13 protein-coding genes are annotated in these 15,337 nt (G+C 58.4%); 12 read left to right on the top strand and 1 reads right to left on the bottom strand.

The features are described from left to right. The first annotated feature begins 23 nt into the window (after positions 1-23). From FHC51_RS01385 to FHC51_RS01355, 7 genes are read left to right on the top strand one after another with little or no spacing between them, the layout of a single operon-like run. Complete coding sequence (locus FHC51_RS01385) at positions 24-1,280, top strand: MFS transporter (RefSeq protein ID WP_156239732.1); 1,257 nt, start codon at positions 24-26, stop codon at positions 1,278-1,280. 10 nt (positions 1,281-1,290) lie between these two features. Further along, the gene (locus FHC51_RS01380) at positions 1,291-1,821 is read left to right on the top strand and encodes a cupin domain-containing protein (RefSeq protein WP_103822797.1); all 531 of its coding nucleotides are present in this window, start codon (positions 1,291-1,293) and stop codon (positions 1,819-1,821) included. A 10-nt stretch (positions 1,822-1,831) separates the two neighbouring features. Then, on the top strand, positions 1,832-2,602 hold the full coding sequence (locus tag FHC51_RS01375; RefSeq protein WP_220434748.1) for an alpha/beta fold hydrolase: 771 nt from the start codon (positions 1,832-1,834) through the stop codon (positions 2,600-2,602). Further along, positions 2,586-3,380, top strand: a complete 795-nt coding sequence (locus FHC51_RS01370; protein WP_220434747.1) for an SDR family oxidoreductase — start codon at positions 2,586-2,588, stop codon at positions 3,378-3,380. The genes FHC51_RS01375 and FHC51_RS01370 overlap by 17 nt, the downstream gene beginning before the upstream one ends. Positions 3,381-3,389: 9 nt before the next feature. Further along, entirely contained in the window at positions 3,390-4,160 is a 771-nt protein-coding gene (locus tag FHC51_RS01365; protein ID WP_114316840.1) for an aspartate dehydrogenase, read from the top strand. 9 nt (positions 4,161-4,169) lie between these two features. After that, the gene (locus FHC51_RS01360) at positions 4,170-5,639 is read left to right on the top strand and encodes an aldehyde dehydrogenase (protein ID WP_220434746.1); all 1,470 of its coding nucleotides are present in this window, start codon (positions 4,170-4,172) and stop codon (positions 5,637-5,639) included. 13 nt (positions 5,640-5,652) lie between these two features. Further along, complete coding sequence (locus FHC51_RS01355; RefSeq protein WP_220434745.1) at positions 5,653-7,293, top strand: thiamine pyrophosphate-binding protein; 1,641 nt, start codon at positions 5,653-5,655, stop codon at positions 7,291-7,293. A gap of 115 nt (positions 7,294-7,408) precedes the next feature. On the opposite strand, the gene FHC51_RS01350 is transcribed toward FHC51_RS01355, so the two are convergent. Further along, a complete protein-coding gene (locus tag FHC51_RS01350) occupies positions 7,409-8,167 on the bottom strand; it encodes a M48 family metallopeptidase (RefSeq protein ID WP_103176898.1) in 759 nt (252 codons plus the stop codon). Between the two features lie 279 nt (positions 8,168-8,446). On the opposite strand from FHC51_RS01350, the gene tkt reads away from it, so the two are divergent. The 5 genes from tkt (at position 8,447) to mscS (ending at position 15,231) form a co-directional block, all read left to right on the top strand. Next, positions 8,447-10,438 carry a transketolase gene (tkt, locus tag FHC51_RS01345; RefSeq protein ID WP_103822791.1) on the top strand — a complete coding sequence of 664 codons (1,992 nt, stop codon included), beginning with the start codon at positions 8,447-8,449 and terminating at the stop codon, positions 10,436-10,438. A gap of 348 nt (positions 10,439-10,786) precedes the next feature. Continuing rightward, positions 10,787-11,806 (top strand): erythrose-4-phosphate dehydrogenase, encoded by a 1,020-nt coding sequence (epd, locus tag FHC51_RS01340; protein ID WP_103822790.1) that lies wholly within the window; start codon positions 10,787-10,789, stop codon positions 11,804-11,806. A gap of 49 nt (positions 11,807-11,855) precedes the next feature. Beyond that, positions 11,856-13,019, top strand: coding sequence for a phosphoglycerate kinase (gene pgk / locus FHC51_RS01335; protein ID WP_103822789.1), 1,164 nt, complete (start codon positions 11,856-11,858; stop codon positions 13,017-13,019). 89 nt (positions 13,020-13,108) lie between these two features. Then, a complete protein-coding gene (gene fbaA / locus FHC51_RS01330; RefSeq protein WP_039029814.1) occupies positions 13,109-14,188 on the top strand; it encodes a class II fructose-bisphosphate aldolase in 1,080 nt (359 codons plus the stop codon). A 185-nt stretch (positions 14,189-14,373) separates the two neighbouring features. Next, a complete protein-coding gene (mscS, locus tag FHC51_RS01325) occupies positions 14,374-15,231 on the top strand; it encodes a small-conductance mechanosensitive channel MscS (protein WP_103822788.1) in 858 nt (285 codons plus the stop codon). Positions 15,232-15,337 lie beyond the last annotated feature (106 nt).

Genomic DNA, 15,337 nt, shown 5'->3' with positions numbered 1-15,337 from the left:
AACCCGCACCCGTAGGGGGAGACATGACCACATTAGAGACCAACACCGCGCCTGTTGAGGCGAGCGGTGAGGGAACCCGCACGCCTGAAAAAGCGGTGCGCTGGGCCATCCCGCTGGCGCTGCTGGCCTGCGTGCTGCTGGCGTTTTTCGACAAAATCAGTATTGCGGCGCTGTTTTCTGACGGCCATTTCCAGCAGGCGATGGGCATCGATTTCGACACCACGCGCCTCGGCATTCTGATGAGCGCCTTCCTGCTGAGCTACGGCTTTTCATCGGTCTTTTTAAGCGGGCTGGGGGACAAAATCGCCCCGCTGCGCCTGCTCACCGGGATGATGGTGATCTGGTGCGTGCTGATGGTGGCGATGGGCTTTACCCATAACTACACGCTGATGATTGTCCTGCGCATCCTGCTGGGGGTGGCAGAAGGGCCGCTCTTCCCGCTGGCCTTCGCCATTGTGCGCCACAACTTCCCGCAGCATCTGCAGGCGCGCGCCACCATGCTGTGGCTGCTGGGCACTCCGGTAGGGGCGGCGATTGGCTTCCCGCTCTCCCTCTGGCTGCTGAATACCTTCGGCTGGCAGAGCACCTTCTTCGTGATGGCGATGCTGACCGTGCCGGTGCTTATTTTTGTGCGCATCGGTCTGCGGGGGATCCGTCTGGATGCGAAACCGGCCACCACTCAGGCGTCGCAGGATGAGCGCCGCGCGGCCCGGCGCGAGCTGTTCGTCAGTCCGCACTTCTGGATCATCTGCATCTTTAACATCGCCTTCCTGACCTACCTGTGGGGTATCAACGGCTGGCTGCCGGGCTACCTCATCAAGGGCAAAGGCATCCACCTGGAGCACGCGGGCTGGCTGTCGTCGATGCCGTTTATCGCCATGCTGGCGGGGGAAGTGATTGGCGCATGGCTCTCTGATCGGGTCGATAAGCGCGCCGCGGCCTGCTTTATCTCTATGGCGGGGGCGGCGGTGGGGCTGGCAGCGGTCATGCAGCTCGACACCCCGCTGGCCATCATCGCGGCGATGAGCTTCAGCACCTTTATGTGGGGCACCGGCGCACCCAACATTTTCGCCCTGCTGGCAAAGGCCACCCATCCCCGGGTGAGCGCCACGGCGGGCGGCATCTTCAACGGGCTGGGAAACTTTGCGGGCGCGCTGTCGCCGGCGGTGATGGGCGCGTTAATCGCCTTCACCCACAGCATGGATTCCGGGCTGATTTTTCTGGCGGTGATGGCGGCGGTGGGCTGCGTCCTGTTACTGCCGCTGCTGAGACGTTACTGAGGAGAGTGTCATGACTGATTCAACCGTAACCAACAAATCTGGCATCAAACCTGACCACCTGACGATGGAGGAGTGGGTCGAGTCGCGCATCGCGCGCTTCGAAGGGCGCAAATATGACTGGAACGCGCTGAAGTTTCAGGCCGATTTTGATCCGAAATACCGCCGGGCGCAGATGCGCTACATCGGCACCGGTGCCACCGGCGTGGCGAACGACACCAACACCGTGCAGGCGGATCACTTTACCTTCTCCACCATGGTGCTGCCGTCGAAGTGCGAAGGGCCGCTGCACCTGCATGACGATGTGGAAGAGGTCTTCTTCATGCTGAAAGGGCAGATCACGCTGATGATCCAGGATGGCGACAACTACACCGAAACCGTGCTGCGCGAGCGTGACCTCATCTCCGTCCCGCCGGGTATCTATCGCGGCCTGTTTAACCACGGGGAAGAAGAGGCGCTGATGTGCGTCATGCTGGGCACTAACAAGCCGGAAATCCCGACCTACCCGGCCGATCATCCGCTCTCAAAAGTGAAGCGGAACTAAGGGGTGCGCGATGACGGAATTTCGTGAACAGGGATGCGGCATTCCGCTGATGTTGCTGCACGGCATCAGCTCCGGCGCCGCCTCCTGGCATAAGCAGATGGCGCTGAACGGTTTTCGGGTGCTGGCGTGGGACATGCCCGGCTATGGCGAAAGCCCGATGCTGGCAGCTGAACGGGCAAACGCCGGAGATTACGCCGACGCGCTGGCGGCGATGCTCGATCGGGCGGGCGTCTGGCAGGCGGTGCTGGTAGGGCACTCTCTGGGGGCGCTGGTCGCCAGTGCTTTTGCGGCGAAGTTCCCGGAACGCGTTATCCATCTGGTGCTGGCGGATGCCGCACAGGGCTACGGCCAGGCCGCGCCGGAGCAGCGGGAGCAGGTCTGGCGCAACCGCGAGCAGCAGATGGCGCTGGGCGGCGAAATCCTCGCCCAGACCCGCGCCGCGAAGCTGCTGCGTCCCGGTGCGCGGGCGGAGGATGTCAGTTGCGTCGCGGCGGGAATGCGCAAGCTGCGCCCGGAGGGCTACCTCGCTGCCGCATGGATGCTGGCGCACGACGATATTCACGGCTGGCTGAAACGCTACACAGGCCAATTTGAAGTCTGGTGTGGTGAGCAGGATGCGATCACGGAACCTGAACGGGTAGCGGGACTGGCGCTGCGCTACGCCATGCCGTTTATCGCCATTCCGCAGGCCGGTCACGCCAGCTATCTCGATAACGACGCGTTTTTTAACCAACAGCTTTTACGCATTAACGAAGAGGTGCGCGATGAATGCACAAATTGATGGGCGCATAGCGGTCGTCACCGGCGGTTCTTCTGGCATTGGCTTTGAAACGCTGCGCCTGCTGCTGGGCGAGGGGGCTAAAGTGGCCTTCTGTGGCCGCGACCCGGACCGGCTCGCCAGCGCCCATGCGGCGCTGCACAACGAATACCCGGACGGGGAGATTTTCTCTTACCGCTGCGACGTGCTGAAAGCCGATGAGGTGCAAGCCTTTGCGGATGCCGTTCAGGCGCGCTTTGGTGCGGCGGATATGCTGATCAACAACGCCGGGCAGGGCTACGTGGCGCACTTCCATGACACGCCGCGTGAGGCGTGGCTGCACGAAGCCGAGCTGAAACTGTTCGGGGTGATCAACCCGGTGCAGGCCTTTCAGCCGCTGCTGGAGCAGTCCGACATCGCCTCCATCACCTGCGTCAACTCCCTGCTGGCGCTGCAGCCGGAAGAGCACATGATCGCCACCTCTGCCGCCCGCGCCGCGCTGCTGAATATGACGCTGACGCTCTCGAAAGAGTTGGTGGGGAAAGGCATTCGGGTGAATTCCATCTTGCTCGGCATGGTGGAGTCCGGCCAGTGGCAGCGCCGCTTTGAAAACCGTACAGACAAAAGCCAGAGCTGGCCGGAGTGGACGGCGGAGATCGCGCGCAAACGCGGCATCCCGATGGCGCGCCTCGGCAAGCCGCAGGAGCCTGCGCAGGCGCTGCTGTTCCTCGCCTCGCCGCTGGCCTCGTTTACCACCGGCGCCGCGCTGGACGTTTCCGGCGGCTTCTGCCGCCATCTGTAAGGACGCATCATGAAAAAGATCATGTTAATTGGTTTTGGCGCGATGGCGCAGGCGGTGATTGAGCGCCTGCCTGCCGGTGTCGCTATCGGCTGGATCGTGGCGCGCGCGTCTCACCACGCGGCGATTCGCCAGCAGTTTGGCGATGCGGTGGTGGCGCTGACCTCGCCGCTGGAGTGCGCTGACGCGCCCGATCTGGTACTGGAGTGCGCCAGCCAGCAGGCGGTGGCGCAGTACGGCGAGGATATTCTGCGTCGCGGCTGGCATCTGGCGGTCATTTCGACCGGTGCGCTGGCGGACAGCGCGCTGGAACAGCGCCTGCTCAACGCAGGCGGCAAACTGACGCTGCTCTCCGGGGCGGTAGCCGGTATCGACGGGCTGGCGGCGGCGAAAGAGGGTGGCCTTGAGCGCGTCACCTATCAGTCGCGCAAAAGCCCGGCCAGCTGGCGGGGCAGCTACGCCGAACAGCTTATCGATCTTAATTCGGTATCAGTGGCGCAGGTCTTTTTCGAAGGCAGCGCCCGGGAGGCGGCACGACTGTTTCCGGCCAATGCCAACGTGGCGGCGACCGTGGCGCTCGGCGGCGTGGGGATGGATGAAACCCGCGTACAGCTGATGGTCGACCCGGCCACGAAACGCAATACCCACACGCTGCATGTCGAAGGCGTGTTTGGTGAGTTCCATCTGGAGCTGAGCGGGCTGCCGCTTGCCTCTAACCCGAAAACCTCCACCCTGGCGGCACTGAGCGCGGTCCGCGCCTGCCGCGAGCTGGCACTGAGCTGAGGAGTGACGATGGACGAACTGAAGATTTTTATCGGCGGCCAGTGGCGACACGGCAGCGGTAACCCGATGCAGAGCCACTTCCCGGCTGACGGGTCGATCAACGCTACGCTGAACGCGGCAAGCCTCGACGATCTGCAGGAGGCGATAGAGGCCGGAGAGCGGGCGTGGCGCGATCCCGCGTGGCGCAACAGCCTGCCGCATATGCGCGCGAAGATCCTGCACAGAGTGGCGGATCAGATTGAATTCCGCGTCGACGAGCTGGCGCAGATGCAGAGCCGCGATAACGGCAAGCCGCTGGCGGAAGCACGTGGGCTGGTGATGAGTGCGGCGGGAACGGCGCGCTACTTCGCCGCCGCCTGCGAACTGCTGGAAGGGGAGCTTCCGACGCCGCGCCAGCCTGATTTACTGACGCTGAGCCGCTACGAGCCGCTTGGCGTGGTGGCAGCCATCACGCCGTGGAACTCGCCGATTGCCAGTGAAATGCAAAAAGTCGCTCCGGCCATTGCCGCCGGAAACGCGGTGATCCTCAAGCCCGCCGAAGCCACGCCGCTGATGGCGCTGGAGCTGGCGCGCATCTTTGAACAGGCCGGGCTGCCCGCCGGGCTGCTGAGCGTACTGCCGGGCAAAGGCTCGGTCATTGGCGATGCGCTGGCGCGTCATCCTAAAGTGCGGAAGATTTCCTTTACCGGCGGCACCACCACCGGCCGTCATCTGGCGCACGTGGCGGCGGAAAAGCTGATCCCGGCCTCCCTGGAGCTGGGCGGTAAATCCCCGACCATCGTGCTGGACGATGCGGATATTGAGCAGGCCGCGCGCGGGATCTGCTACGGCATCTTTAGCTCGGCGGGACAGGCCTGTATCGCCGGGTCGCGGCTGTTTATCCACGAAAGCCTTTACGCCCCGCTGATGGCGCGGCTGCTGGAGTTAACCCGCGGCCTGCGCGTCGGGCATCCGTTTACCGACGGCACCCACGTCGGGCCGCTGATCAACGATAAGCATCGCCAGAGCGTGATCGAGTACGTCGAGCTGGCGAAGCGCGAAGGGGGCCGCGTGCTGTGCGGCGGGGAGATCCCAGCCGATCCCAGTCTTGCAAACGGCAGCTTCTTCCAGCCAACGATTATCGAAGGGCTGAGCAACAGCGCCCGCGCCTGTCAGGAGGAGATCTTCGGCCCGGTGCTGGTGGCGATGCCATTTAACGATGAAGCGGCGTTGATCCAGCAGGCGAACGACTCGGTATATGGTCTGGCTGCCGGGATCTGGACGCGGGATACCGGACGCGCGCTGCGCTTAAGCGAGCAGCTTGAGACGGGCACGGTGTGGATCAACACCTACAAGGTCTTTGCGATTTCGACCCCGTTCGGGGGCTTTAAAGAGAGCGGTCTGGGCCGCGAAAAGGGCATTCAGGGGCTGAAAGCCTGGATGCAACAAAAGAGCATTTATCTGGCGACGGGTAACAGCGTCAACCACTGGTGCGACTGAGAAAGGGTGAGCAATGAGCGAAATGATAACCGTCGGCGACGCCATCGCCAGAACGCTGGAGCAGTATCAGGTTGAGGCCATCTACGGCGTCATCTCCATCCACAACCTGCCCATCGCCGATGCGGTAGGGCAGCGCGGCAATATCCGCTTTGTGCCCGCGCGCGGCGAAGCGGGATCCGTCACCATGGCCGACGCCCACGGGCGTTTCTCTGGCCTCGGCGTGGCGCTGACCAGTACCGGGGCAGGGGCAGGTAACGCGGTAGGCGCGCTGGTGGAGGCAATGAATGCCTGCACGCCGCTGCTGCATTTAACCGGACAGGTGGAAAAAGCCTGGCTGGATGCCGACACCGGGTTTATCCACGAAACCCGCGACCAGTTGACCTTCCTGAAGGCCAGCTCAAAACGGGCGTATCGCATCAGCAATGCCAACCAGGCGATAGCGATTCTCCATAAAGCCATTCAGGAGGCGCAGACGCCGCCGTGCGGGCCGGTCTCTGTGGAAATTCCGATTGATATTCAGGGGGCGAAAATTCCGCTGTCGCTGGTGACGGCGCCGGTAAAACCGGTGTCAGCTTCAGCGCCAGACGCCGGGGTGATTGATGCGCTTTGGGCGCAGCTGAAGCAGGCGAAACAGCCGCTGCTGTGGCTGGGTGGCGGGGCGCTGGGCAGTGCGGACGCGGTGAAAAAACTGGCGGATGCGGGTATCACCGTGATCTCCAGCACCCACGCGCGCGGCGTGCTGCCGGACAGCCATCGCGCCAGCCTGCGGGCTTTCCATAACTCGCCGTCAGTGGAGGCGCTGATCGCCCGGTGTGATTTTACGCTGGTGGCGGGCTCACGCCTGCGCAGCAACGAAACCCGCTCCTGGACGCTGGAGCTGCCTTACCCGCGCGTACAGATCGATATCGACCCGGCGGCGGCAAGCCGTAACTATTTGATGGATAAAACGCTGGTAGCCGATTGTTCAGCGCTGCTTAACGCGCTGGCTGCAAAAGCGCAGGGGCGTGAATGGGGTAACGCGCAGTGGGACACGCAGGTCCAGCAGGCGGTGGAGCAAGCTGAGCAGGGGCTGCGCGAGCAGTGTGGTGCCTATGCGAAACTCAACGATGCCATCGAGAAAGCACTGCCGCAGGATGGCCTGCTGGTGCGTGATATCACCGTTTCCGGCAGCCTGTGGGGTAGCCGCCTGTTCCGCGCTCACGGTCCGCTGATGAACATTCACTCTCTGGCCGGGGCGATTGGCATGGGGCTGCCGATGGCGATTGGTACTGCGATTGCCAATTCGCAGCGCAAGGTCGTGGGGCTGGTGGGCGACGGCGGCCTGAGCCTGAATTTAGGCGAGCTGGCGACGCTGGCGCAGGAGAAAGCCAACGTGACGCTGCTGATCATGAACGACGGCGGTTACGGCGTGATGCGCGGCATTCAGGATAAATATTTTGGCGGGCGGCAGTATTATAACGAACTGCATACGCCGGACTTTACCCTGCTGGCCCAGGCGATTGGCCTGCAGGCGTGGAGCGTTGAGCGGGCAGAGGATTTTGATGCGGTGATGACGGAGGCGCTGGCGATGCCGGGGCCGTCGGTGGTGGAGGTGCGGATGGGGCAGATTGGCGCCCTGAAGTTTGCCGGACCGCCGCAGAAAACGCTGTACTAGCTGTGTGCCCGGTGGCGCTGCGCTTACCGGGCCTACGTTTATGCACAAAGCAGGCCGGGTAAGGCGAAGCCGCCACCCGGCTTTTCAACGGAGGCGCAGGCGCCTCCCTGGTACATTATTTAATCCCGTCTGCCGCCATGCGATCGCGGATGTGCTGCGCACGCGCTGCGGAGGCAGGGTGGTCGTCAAACATGGAGCTTTGACGGCCCGCTTCCTGTTGAGCCAGTTTTTCGAAGCTGGTGGCTAAACCCGACGGGTTAATCCCACGCTTGCGCAACAGGTCGTAAGAGTAGTCATCGGCCTCAGATTCCTGACGCTGAGAGAACTGGGAGTTAACCAGTTTTTCACCGAGATCGCCGAGCTGCGACTGGGAAAGGCTACCTACAATGCCACCCGCAGAGGCCGCCGCCACGCGAACAGCGTTCGTGCCGAGGGCAACCTGCATCCCTTTCTTCACATGGCCGAGGGCAACGTGGCCCATTTCATGGCCGATAACCGCTTCGACTTCATTGTCGTTCATCATGTCCATTAATCCGCTGTAGACGCGGATGCAGCCGTTAGCCATCGCAAAGGCGTTAACGTCTTTCGCCATGTAAACCTTGTAGTTCACCGGCTGGCCGTTAATGTTGTCGCCAAGTGCTGAAGCAATCTTATTCAGACGCTGAGCGTAAGTGCTGTCTGCCGGTGCGATGGTGGCTTTACCGTCCATCTCTTTACAGGCCTCATCGCTTAATGTTTTCACCTGGGCATCGGTGAGGGAGTAGGCCTGAAACGCCTCTGCTCCGGAGCTCAGCAGGCCACCAGAATTCATATTCTGACACCCGCTAAGAAGAAGGGTCGTTCCCAGAGCCAGCACTACTGCACGCATTTTCATTATGTTGCTTCCGTACTCGTTAAACTTGATAAATTCTGAAAGTTTTGCCGCCCCGGAGGAGGGTGCAGCTCCAATTATAAAGAATATAAACGAAGGCGGGCGAGAAGATTGCGCAACGTGCGAGCCTGTTCCAGAGATTTCTTAAGCGGCAAAAGAATGGTCCATGTACATGCTTTGTCGCTTGGGTTACATTGTTGGCACTTTTTTCTGGCGTAGCCCAAAACGCGCTGTCGTCAAGCCGAAACGGGCATGGCCTTCAACATCCGATCTGGAGTCAAAATGTCCTCACGTAAAGAGCTTGCCAATGCTATTCGTGCGCTGAGCATGGATGCTGTACAAAAAGCTAAGTCCGGTCACCCGGGTGCCCCTATGGGTATGGCTGACATTGCCGAAGTCCTGTGGCGTGATTTCCTGAACCACAACCCGCAGAATCCTGCATGGGCTGACCGCGACCGTTTCGTTCTCTCTAACGGCCACGGCTCAATGCTGATCTACAGCCTGCTGCACCTCACCGGCTATGACCTGCCAATCGAAGAGCTGAAAAACTTCCGTCAGCTGCACTCTAAAACCCCGGGTCACCCGGAAGTGGGTTACACCGCAGGTGTTGAAACCACGACCGGTCCGCTGGGTCAGGGTATTGCTAACGCCGTAGGTATGGCGATTGCCGAGAAGACGCTGGCGGCGCAGTTCAACCGTCCGGGTCATGACATCGTCGACCACTTCACCTATGCATTCCTGGGTGACGGCTGCATGATGGAAGGCATTTCTCACGAAGTGTGCTCCCTGGCTGGCACCCTGAAACTGGGCAAACTGGTTGCGTTCTATGACGACAACGGCATCTCCATCGACGGCCACATTGAAGGCTGGTTCACTGACGATACCGCAGCACGTTTCGAAGCCTACGGCTGGCACGTAGTGCGTGGCGTTGACGGTCACGATGCTGAAGCGATTAAACGTGCGGTAGAAGAAGCGCGCGCAGTGACCGACAAACCGTCCCTGCTGATGTGCAAAACCATCATCGGTTTCGGTTCTCCGAACAAAGCCGGTACGCACGACTCCCACGGCGCACCGCTGGGTGATGCAGAGATCGCCCTGACCCGTGAAGCACTGGGCTGGAAACACGCTGCGTTTGAAATCCCGTCTGAAATTTATGCGCAGTGGGATGCCAAAGAAGCCGGTCAGGCGAAAGAAGCGGCATGGAACGAGAAGTTCGCCGCCTACGCTAAAGCCTTCCCACAGGAAGCGGCAGAGTTCACCCGTCGTATGAAAGGTGAGATGCCAGCAGACTTCGACGCCAAAGCGAACGAGTTCATCGCTAAGCTGCAGGCTAACCCGGCTAAAATCGCCAGCCGTAAAGCCTCCCAGAATGCGATCGAAGCCTTCGGCCCGCTGCTGCCAGAGTTCCTCGGCGGCTCCGCTGACCTGGCTCCATCAAACCTGACTATCTGGTCTGGTTCTAAAGCTATCAACGAAGATACTGCCGGTAACTACATCCATTACGGTGTTCGTGAGTTCGGTATGACCGCGATTGCCAACGGTATCTCCCTGCACGGTGGTTTCCTGCCGTACACCTCCACCTTCCTGATGTTCGTGGAATATGCCCGTAACGCGGTGCGTATGGCTGCGCTGATGAAACAGCGTCAGGTGATGGTCTACACCCACGACTCTATCGGTCTGGGCGAAGATGGCCCGACTCACCAGCCGGTTGAGCAGGTTGCTTCTCTGCGTGTGACCCCGAACATGTCCACATGGCGTCCATGTGACCAGGTTGAATCTGCGGTAGCGTGGAAATATGGCGTTGAGCGTCAGGACGGCCCGACCGCGCTGATCCTCTCCCGTCAGAACCTGGCTCAGCAGGATCGTACCGAAGAGCAGCTGGCGAACATCGCTCGCGGTGGTTACGTGCTGAAAGACTGCGACGGTCAGCCGCAGGTGATCTTCATCGCAACCGGTTCTGAAGTTGAACTGGCTGTTGCCGCCTGGGATCAGCTGGCAGGCGAAGGCGTGAAAGCGCGCGTGGTCTCCATGCCGTCTACCGACGCCTTCGACAAGCAGGACGCGGCGTACCGTGAATCCGTACTGCCGAAAGCCGTTTCTGCCCGTGTGGCAATCGAAGCGGGTATCGCTGACTACTGGTTCAAATACGTGGGCCTGAACGGCGCTATCGTTGGCATGACCACCTTCGGTGAGTCTGCGCCAGCTGAGCAGCTGTTCGAAGAGTTCGGCTTCACCGTTGAGAACGTGGTCGCGAAAGCGAAAGAACTGCTGTAATCACGGTTGTGCCCGGCGGCGCGTAGCTTGCCGGGCCTACAAAATATTCAGGCCGGGCAGGCGTAAGCGTCACCCGGCTTTTTTGTGCATGTTATTCCTCAAAGATGTAATACCTCTGTAAATTATTCCACTTAAAATGTGATGTGTGTCATATAGCTGGCTTATTGGTCTGGACAGTCATTCCCTTTATTCCGTGTTTCGCTTATTCTGGCTGAAGCGTTTCAGTCGATTAAATGTTCGACAAATGACCAATCAGTTGGAGTTTGTGACAGGCAAGGATTCCCCTCAGCGCGTTGCTGCATTACTCTGTCAGCCACCTCGTGTCAGGGAAAGCTTTGCAGGAGACTTATGACCGTACGCGTAGCGATTAATGGTTTCGGTCGCATCGGACGTAACGTGGTTCGTGCTTTATATGAATCCGGACGCCGGGCGGAAATTACCGTGGTGGCCATCAATGAACTGGCGGATGCCGCAGGCATGGCGCATTTATTGAAATATGACACCAGCCATGGACGCTTTGCCTGGGACGTTCGTCAGGAGAGAGAGCAGCTGCTTGTCGGTGATGACGTGATCCGTGTGCTTCATGAGCGGACGATCGAAGCATTACCCTGGCGTGAACTGGGTGTCGATGTGGTTCTCGATTGTACCGGCGTCTACGGCAACCGCGAGCACGGCGAAGCCCATCTGGCGGCTGGCGCAAAGAAAGTGCTCTTTTCACATCCTGGCAGTAACGATCTCGATGCCACGGTGGTTTACGGCGTCAACCATCACGAGTTGCACGCAGAACACCGAATAGTCTCCAATGCCTCCTGTACCACCAACTGTATTATTCCGGTCATCAAACTGCTGGACGATGCCTACGGCATTGAGTCGGGTACGGTTACCACTATCCACTCAGCCATGCACGATCAGCAGGTCATTGACGCTTACCACCCGGACCTGCGACGCACTCGCGCGGCGAGTCAGTCGATTATCCCGGTGGACACCAAACTGGCGGCCGGTATTACCCGAATTTTCCCGCAGTTTGAAGATCGTTTTGAAGCTATCGCCGTCCGCGTACCTACCATCAACGTGACGGCGATCGACCTCAGTGTTACCGTAAAAAAACCGGTAAAAGCCTGTGAGGTCAACCTGTTGCTGCAAAAGGCGGCACAGCAAGCATTTCATGGTATAGTTGACTATACGGAATTACCGTTGGTCTCAGTAGATTTTAACCACGATCCGCATAGCGCTATTGTTGATGGCACCCAAACGCGAGTGAGTGGGGCGCACCTGATCAAAACGCTGGTCTGGTGTGATAATGAATGGGGCTTTGCTAACAGGATGCTCGACACCACGTTAGCCATGGCCGCACAAGGTTTCAGGTAAGACGCGTATTGCGTCTGCAAAACTTTAAGAATCAACGAGAGGATTCACCATGTCTGTAATTAAGATGACCGATCTGGATCTGGCAGGTAAACGCGTTTTCATCCGTGCGGATCTGAACGTACCGGTTAAAGATGGGAAAGTAACCAGCGACGCGCGTATCCGTGCCTCTCTGCCAACCATCGAACTGGCACTGAAGCAGGGTGCAAAAGTGATGGTAACCTCCCACCTGGGTCGTCCGACCGAAGGCGAGTACAACGAAGAATTCTCTCTGCTGCCGGTTGTTAATTACCTGAAAGACAAACTGTCCAGCCCGGTACGTCTGGTTAAAGACTACCTGGACGGCGTGGAAGTTGCTGAAGGTGAGCTGGTTGTTCTGGAAAACGTTCGCTTCAACAAAGGCGAGAAGAAAGACGACGAAACCCTGTCCAAAAAATACGCTGCACTGTGCGACGTATTCGTAATGGACGCCTTCGGTACCGCTCACCGTGCCCAGGCTTCTACCCACGGTATCGGTAAATTCGCCGACGTCGCTTGTGCAGGTCCTCTGCTGGCCGCTGAGCTGGATGCGCTGGGTAAAGCACTGAAAGAACCTGCTCGTCCGATGGTTGCTATCGTTGGTGGTTCTAAAGTTTCCACCAAACTGACCGTTCTGGACTCCCTGTCCAAAATCGCTGACCAGCTGATCGTTGGCGGTGGTATCGCTAACACCTTTGTTGCTGCCCAGGGCCACAACGTGGGTAAATCCCTGTACGAAGCAGACCTGGTTGACGAAGCGAAACGTCTGCTGAGCACCTGCGATATCCCGGTTCCAACTGACGTTCGTGTGGCGACCGAGTTCTCTGAAACCGCAACCGCAGAGCTGAAATCTGTTTCTGACATCAAAAATGAAGAGCAGATTCTGGACCTGGGCGACGCCTCTGCAGAGAAACTGGCTGAAATCCTGAAGAATGCAAAAACCATTCTGTGGAACGGTCCGGTTGGCGTGTTCGAATTCCCGAACTTCCGTAAAGGTACTGAAATCGTGGCTAACGCGATTGCAGACAGCGAAGCATTCTCCATTGCTGGCGGCGGTGACACCCTGGCAGCCATCGATCTGTTCGGTATTTCCGACAAGATCTCCTACATCTCCACTGGCGGCGGCGCATTCCTCGAATTCGTGGAAGGCAAAGTTCTGCCAGCAGTAGCCATGCTCGAAGAGCGCGCTAAGAAGTAAGCCATTTTAGGGCAGGGAAACCTGCCCAATTTTCAGCGCGCTTTTAAGAGCTCGCCCCTTTCCAAGGCCGAAGATACAGGACTCGCAACATGTCTAAAATTTTTGATTTCGTAAAACCTGGCGTGATCACTGGTGATGACGTTCAGAAAGTGTTCCAGGTAGCTAAAGAAAACAACTTTGCTCTGCCAGCGGTTAACTGCGTCGGTACCGACTCTATCAACGCCGTACTGGAAGCTGCAGCCAAAGTTAAAGCGCCGGTAATCGTTCAGTTCTCTAACGGCGGTGCTGCGTTTATCGCAGGTAAAGGCGTGAAAACTGACGTTCCTCAGGGTGCTGCAATCCTGGGCGCAATCTCTGGCGCACATCACGTTCACCAGATGGCTGAGCACTACGGCGTTCCAGTAATCCTGCACACTGACCACTGCGCGAAGAAACTGCTGCCGTGGATCGACGGTCTGCTGGACGCGGGCGAAAAACACTTCGCTGCAACCGGTAAGCCACTGTTCTCTTCTCACATGATCGACCTGTCTGAAGAGTCTCTGGAAGAGAACATCGAGATCTGCTCTAAATACCTGGCGCGCATGGCCAAAATGGACATGACCCTGGAAATCGAACTGGGTTGCACCGGTGGCGAAGAAGACGGCGTGGACAACAGCCACATGGACGCTTCTGCTCTGTACACTCAGCCAGAAGATGTTGATTACGCTTACACCGAGCTGAGCAAAATCAGCCCACGTTTCACTATCGCGGCTTCCTTCGGTAACGTACACGGTGTGTACAAGCCAGGTAACGTGGTTCTGACGCCAACCATCCTGCGTGATTCTCAGGAATACGTTTCCAAGAAACACAACCTGCCGCACAACAGCCTGAACTTCGTCTTCCACGGCGGTTCCGGTTCTTCTGCTCAGGAAATCAAAGATTCTGTTAGCTACGGTGTTATCAAAATGAACATCGATACCGACACCCAATGGGCAACCTGGGACGGTATTCTGCAGTACTACAAAACTAACGAAGCTTACCTGCAGGGCCAGCTGGGCAACCCGAAAGGCGAAGACCAGCCGAACAAGAAATACTACGATCCACGCGTATGGCTGCGTGCAGCCCAGACCTCTATGGTGACGCGTCTGGAGCAGGCTTTCAAAGAGCTGAACGCGGTTGACGTTCTGTAATTTAAGCTGCTGACACCATCAAAAGCCCGCGTTAATCGCGGGCTTTTTTTATGTCTTTTCAACTGGCTATAGCGGCTGTTTTATGTGATCTGCTTGGCATATTGTGGGCTTTTTGTTTACCCTTTACACACTTGCTCCTCTCCGCATGGGGCGGATTTGTGTTTTATGTGCATAAGGAAAGATAAATGGAAGATCTCGGTGTTGTAGATAGCATCAATAACGCGGGCTCCTGGCTGGTGCGTAATCAGGCGTTGCTTATCAGCTATGTCGTAAATATTGCTGCGGCGATTGCCATCGTGGTGGTGGGGATGATCGTTGCCCGGACGGTTGCCAGAGGCATTAATCGCGTGATGCTCGCCCGGCATATTGACGCTACCGTCGCCGATTTCCTCTCGGCAATGGTGCGCTACGCGATTATTGCTTTTACCCTGATAGCGGCAATGGGGCGCGTGGGGGTTCAGACCGCCTCGGTGATTGCTGTACTGGGTGCCGCTGGCCTGGCCGTGGGTCTGGCGCTACAGGGCTCGCTGGCAAACCTGGCGGCCGGCGTGCTGCTGGTTACCTTCCGTCCATTCCGTTCCGGGGAGTATGTCGATCTCGGCGGCACCGCGGGTACGGTGCTGAACGTGCAGATTTTTTCCACTACGCTGCGTTCCGCGGACGGCAAAATTGTTATCGTGCCTAACAAAAAGGTCATCGACGGCAATATCACTAACTTCTCCCGGGAGCCGGTTCGCCGCAATGAGCTTATGATCGGCGTGGGCTATGATTCCGATATCGAGCAGGTGAAAAAACTCATCACCGACATCATTGAATCTGACGAGCGTATCCTGAAAGACCGCGAAATGACGGTTCGCCTTAACGAGCTGGGCGCCTCCTCTATCAACTTCGTTGTCCGTATCTGGAGCAAAAGTAGCGATCTGCAAAGCGTTTACTGGGATGTACTAGAGCGCATCAAACGCGACTTTGATGCCAACGGCATCAGCTTCCCATATCCGCAGATGGACGTGAACTTCAAACGGGTGAAAGAACCAGCGGAATAAGGTTTTACCTTAACCCGGTGCGCGCAATGCGTACCGGGTTTTATTAGCTTCCCTTATTGCCAATTAATATTATCCATTTCCTCTTATTATTCTCCCGCAGTATAGT

The sequence above is a fragment of the Leclercia sp. EC_58 genome, from assembly GCF_019584355.1.
Classification (GTDB): domain Bacteria; phylum Pseudomonadota; class Gammaproteobacteria; order Enterobacterales; family Enterobacteriaceae; genus Enterobacter.
The sequence above is the reverse complement of the archived record's forward strand: the minus strand, read 5'-3'. Positions and strand labels throughout refer to the sequence as shown.

Excerpts from the sequence above, each read along its gene's own strand:
- pgk (WP_103822789.1), top strand. The coding sequence starts at position 11,856 with ATGTCTGTAATTAAGATGACCGATCTGGATCTGGCAGGTAAACGCGTT.
- FHC51_RS01350 (WP_103176898.1), bottom strand. The coding sequence starts at position 8,167 with ATGAAAATGCGTGCAGTAGTGCTGGCTCTGGGAACGACCCTTCTTCTT.
- fbaA (WP_039029814.1), top strand. The coding sequence starts at position 13,109 with ATGTCTAAAATTTTTGATTTCGTAAAACCTGGCGTGATCACTGGTGAT.
- mscS (WP_103822788.1), top strand. The coding sequence starts at position 14,374 with ATGGAAGATCTCGGTGTTGTAGATAGCATCAATAACGCGGGCTCCTGG.
- FHC51_RS01365 (WP_114316840.1), top strand. The coding sequence starts at position 3,390 with ATGAAAAAGATCATGTTAATTGGTTTTGGCGCGATGGCGCAGGCGGTG.
- epd (WP_103822790.1), top strand. The coding sequence starts at position 10,787 with ATGACCGTACGCGTAGCGATTAATGGTTTCGGTCGCATCGGACGTAAC.
- FHC51_RS01385 (WP_156239732.1), top strand. The coding sequence starts at position 24 with ATGACCACATTAGAGACCAACACCGCGCCTGTTGAGGCGAGCGGTGAG.
- FHC51_RS01380 (WP_103822797.1), top strand. The coding sequence starts at position 1,291 with ATGACTGATTCAACCGTAACCAACAAATCTGGCATCAAACCTGACCAC.
- tkt (WP_103822791.1), top strand. The coding sequence starts at position 8,447 with ATGTCCTCACGTAAAGAGCTTGCCAATGCTATTCGTGCGCTGAGCATG.
- FHC51_RS01370 (WP_220434747.1), top strand. The coding sequence starts at position 2,586 with ATGAATGCACAAATTGATGGGCGCATAGCGGTCGTCACCGGCGGTTCT.
- FHC51_RS01375 (WP_220434748.1), top strand. The coding sequence starts at position 1,832 with ATGACGGAATTTCGTGAACAGGGATGCGGCATTCCGCTGATGTTGCTG.
- FHC51_RS01355 (WP_220434745.1), top strand. The coding sequence starts at position 5,653 with ATGAGCGAAATGATAACCGTCGGCGACGCCATCGCCAGAACGCTGGAG.
- FHC51_RS01360 (WP_220434746.1), top strand. The coding sequence starts at position 4,170 with ATGGACGAACTGAAGATTTTTATCGGCGGCCAGTGGCGACACGGCAGC.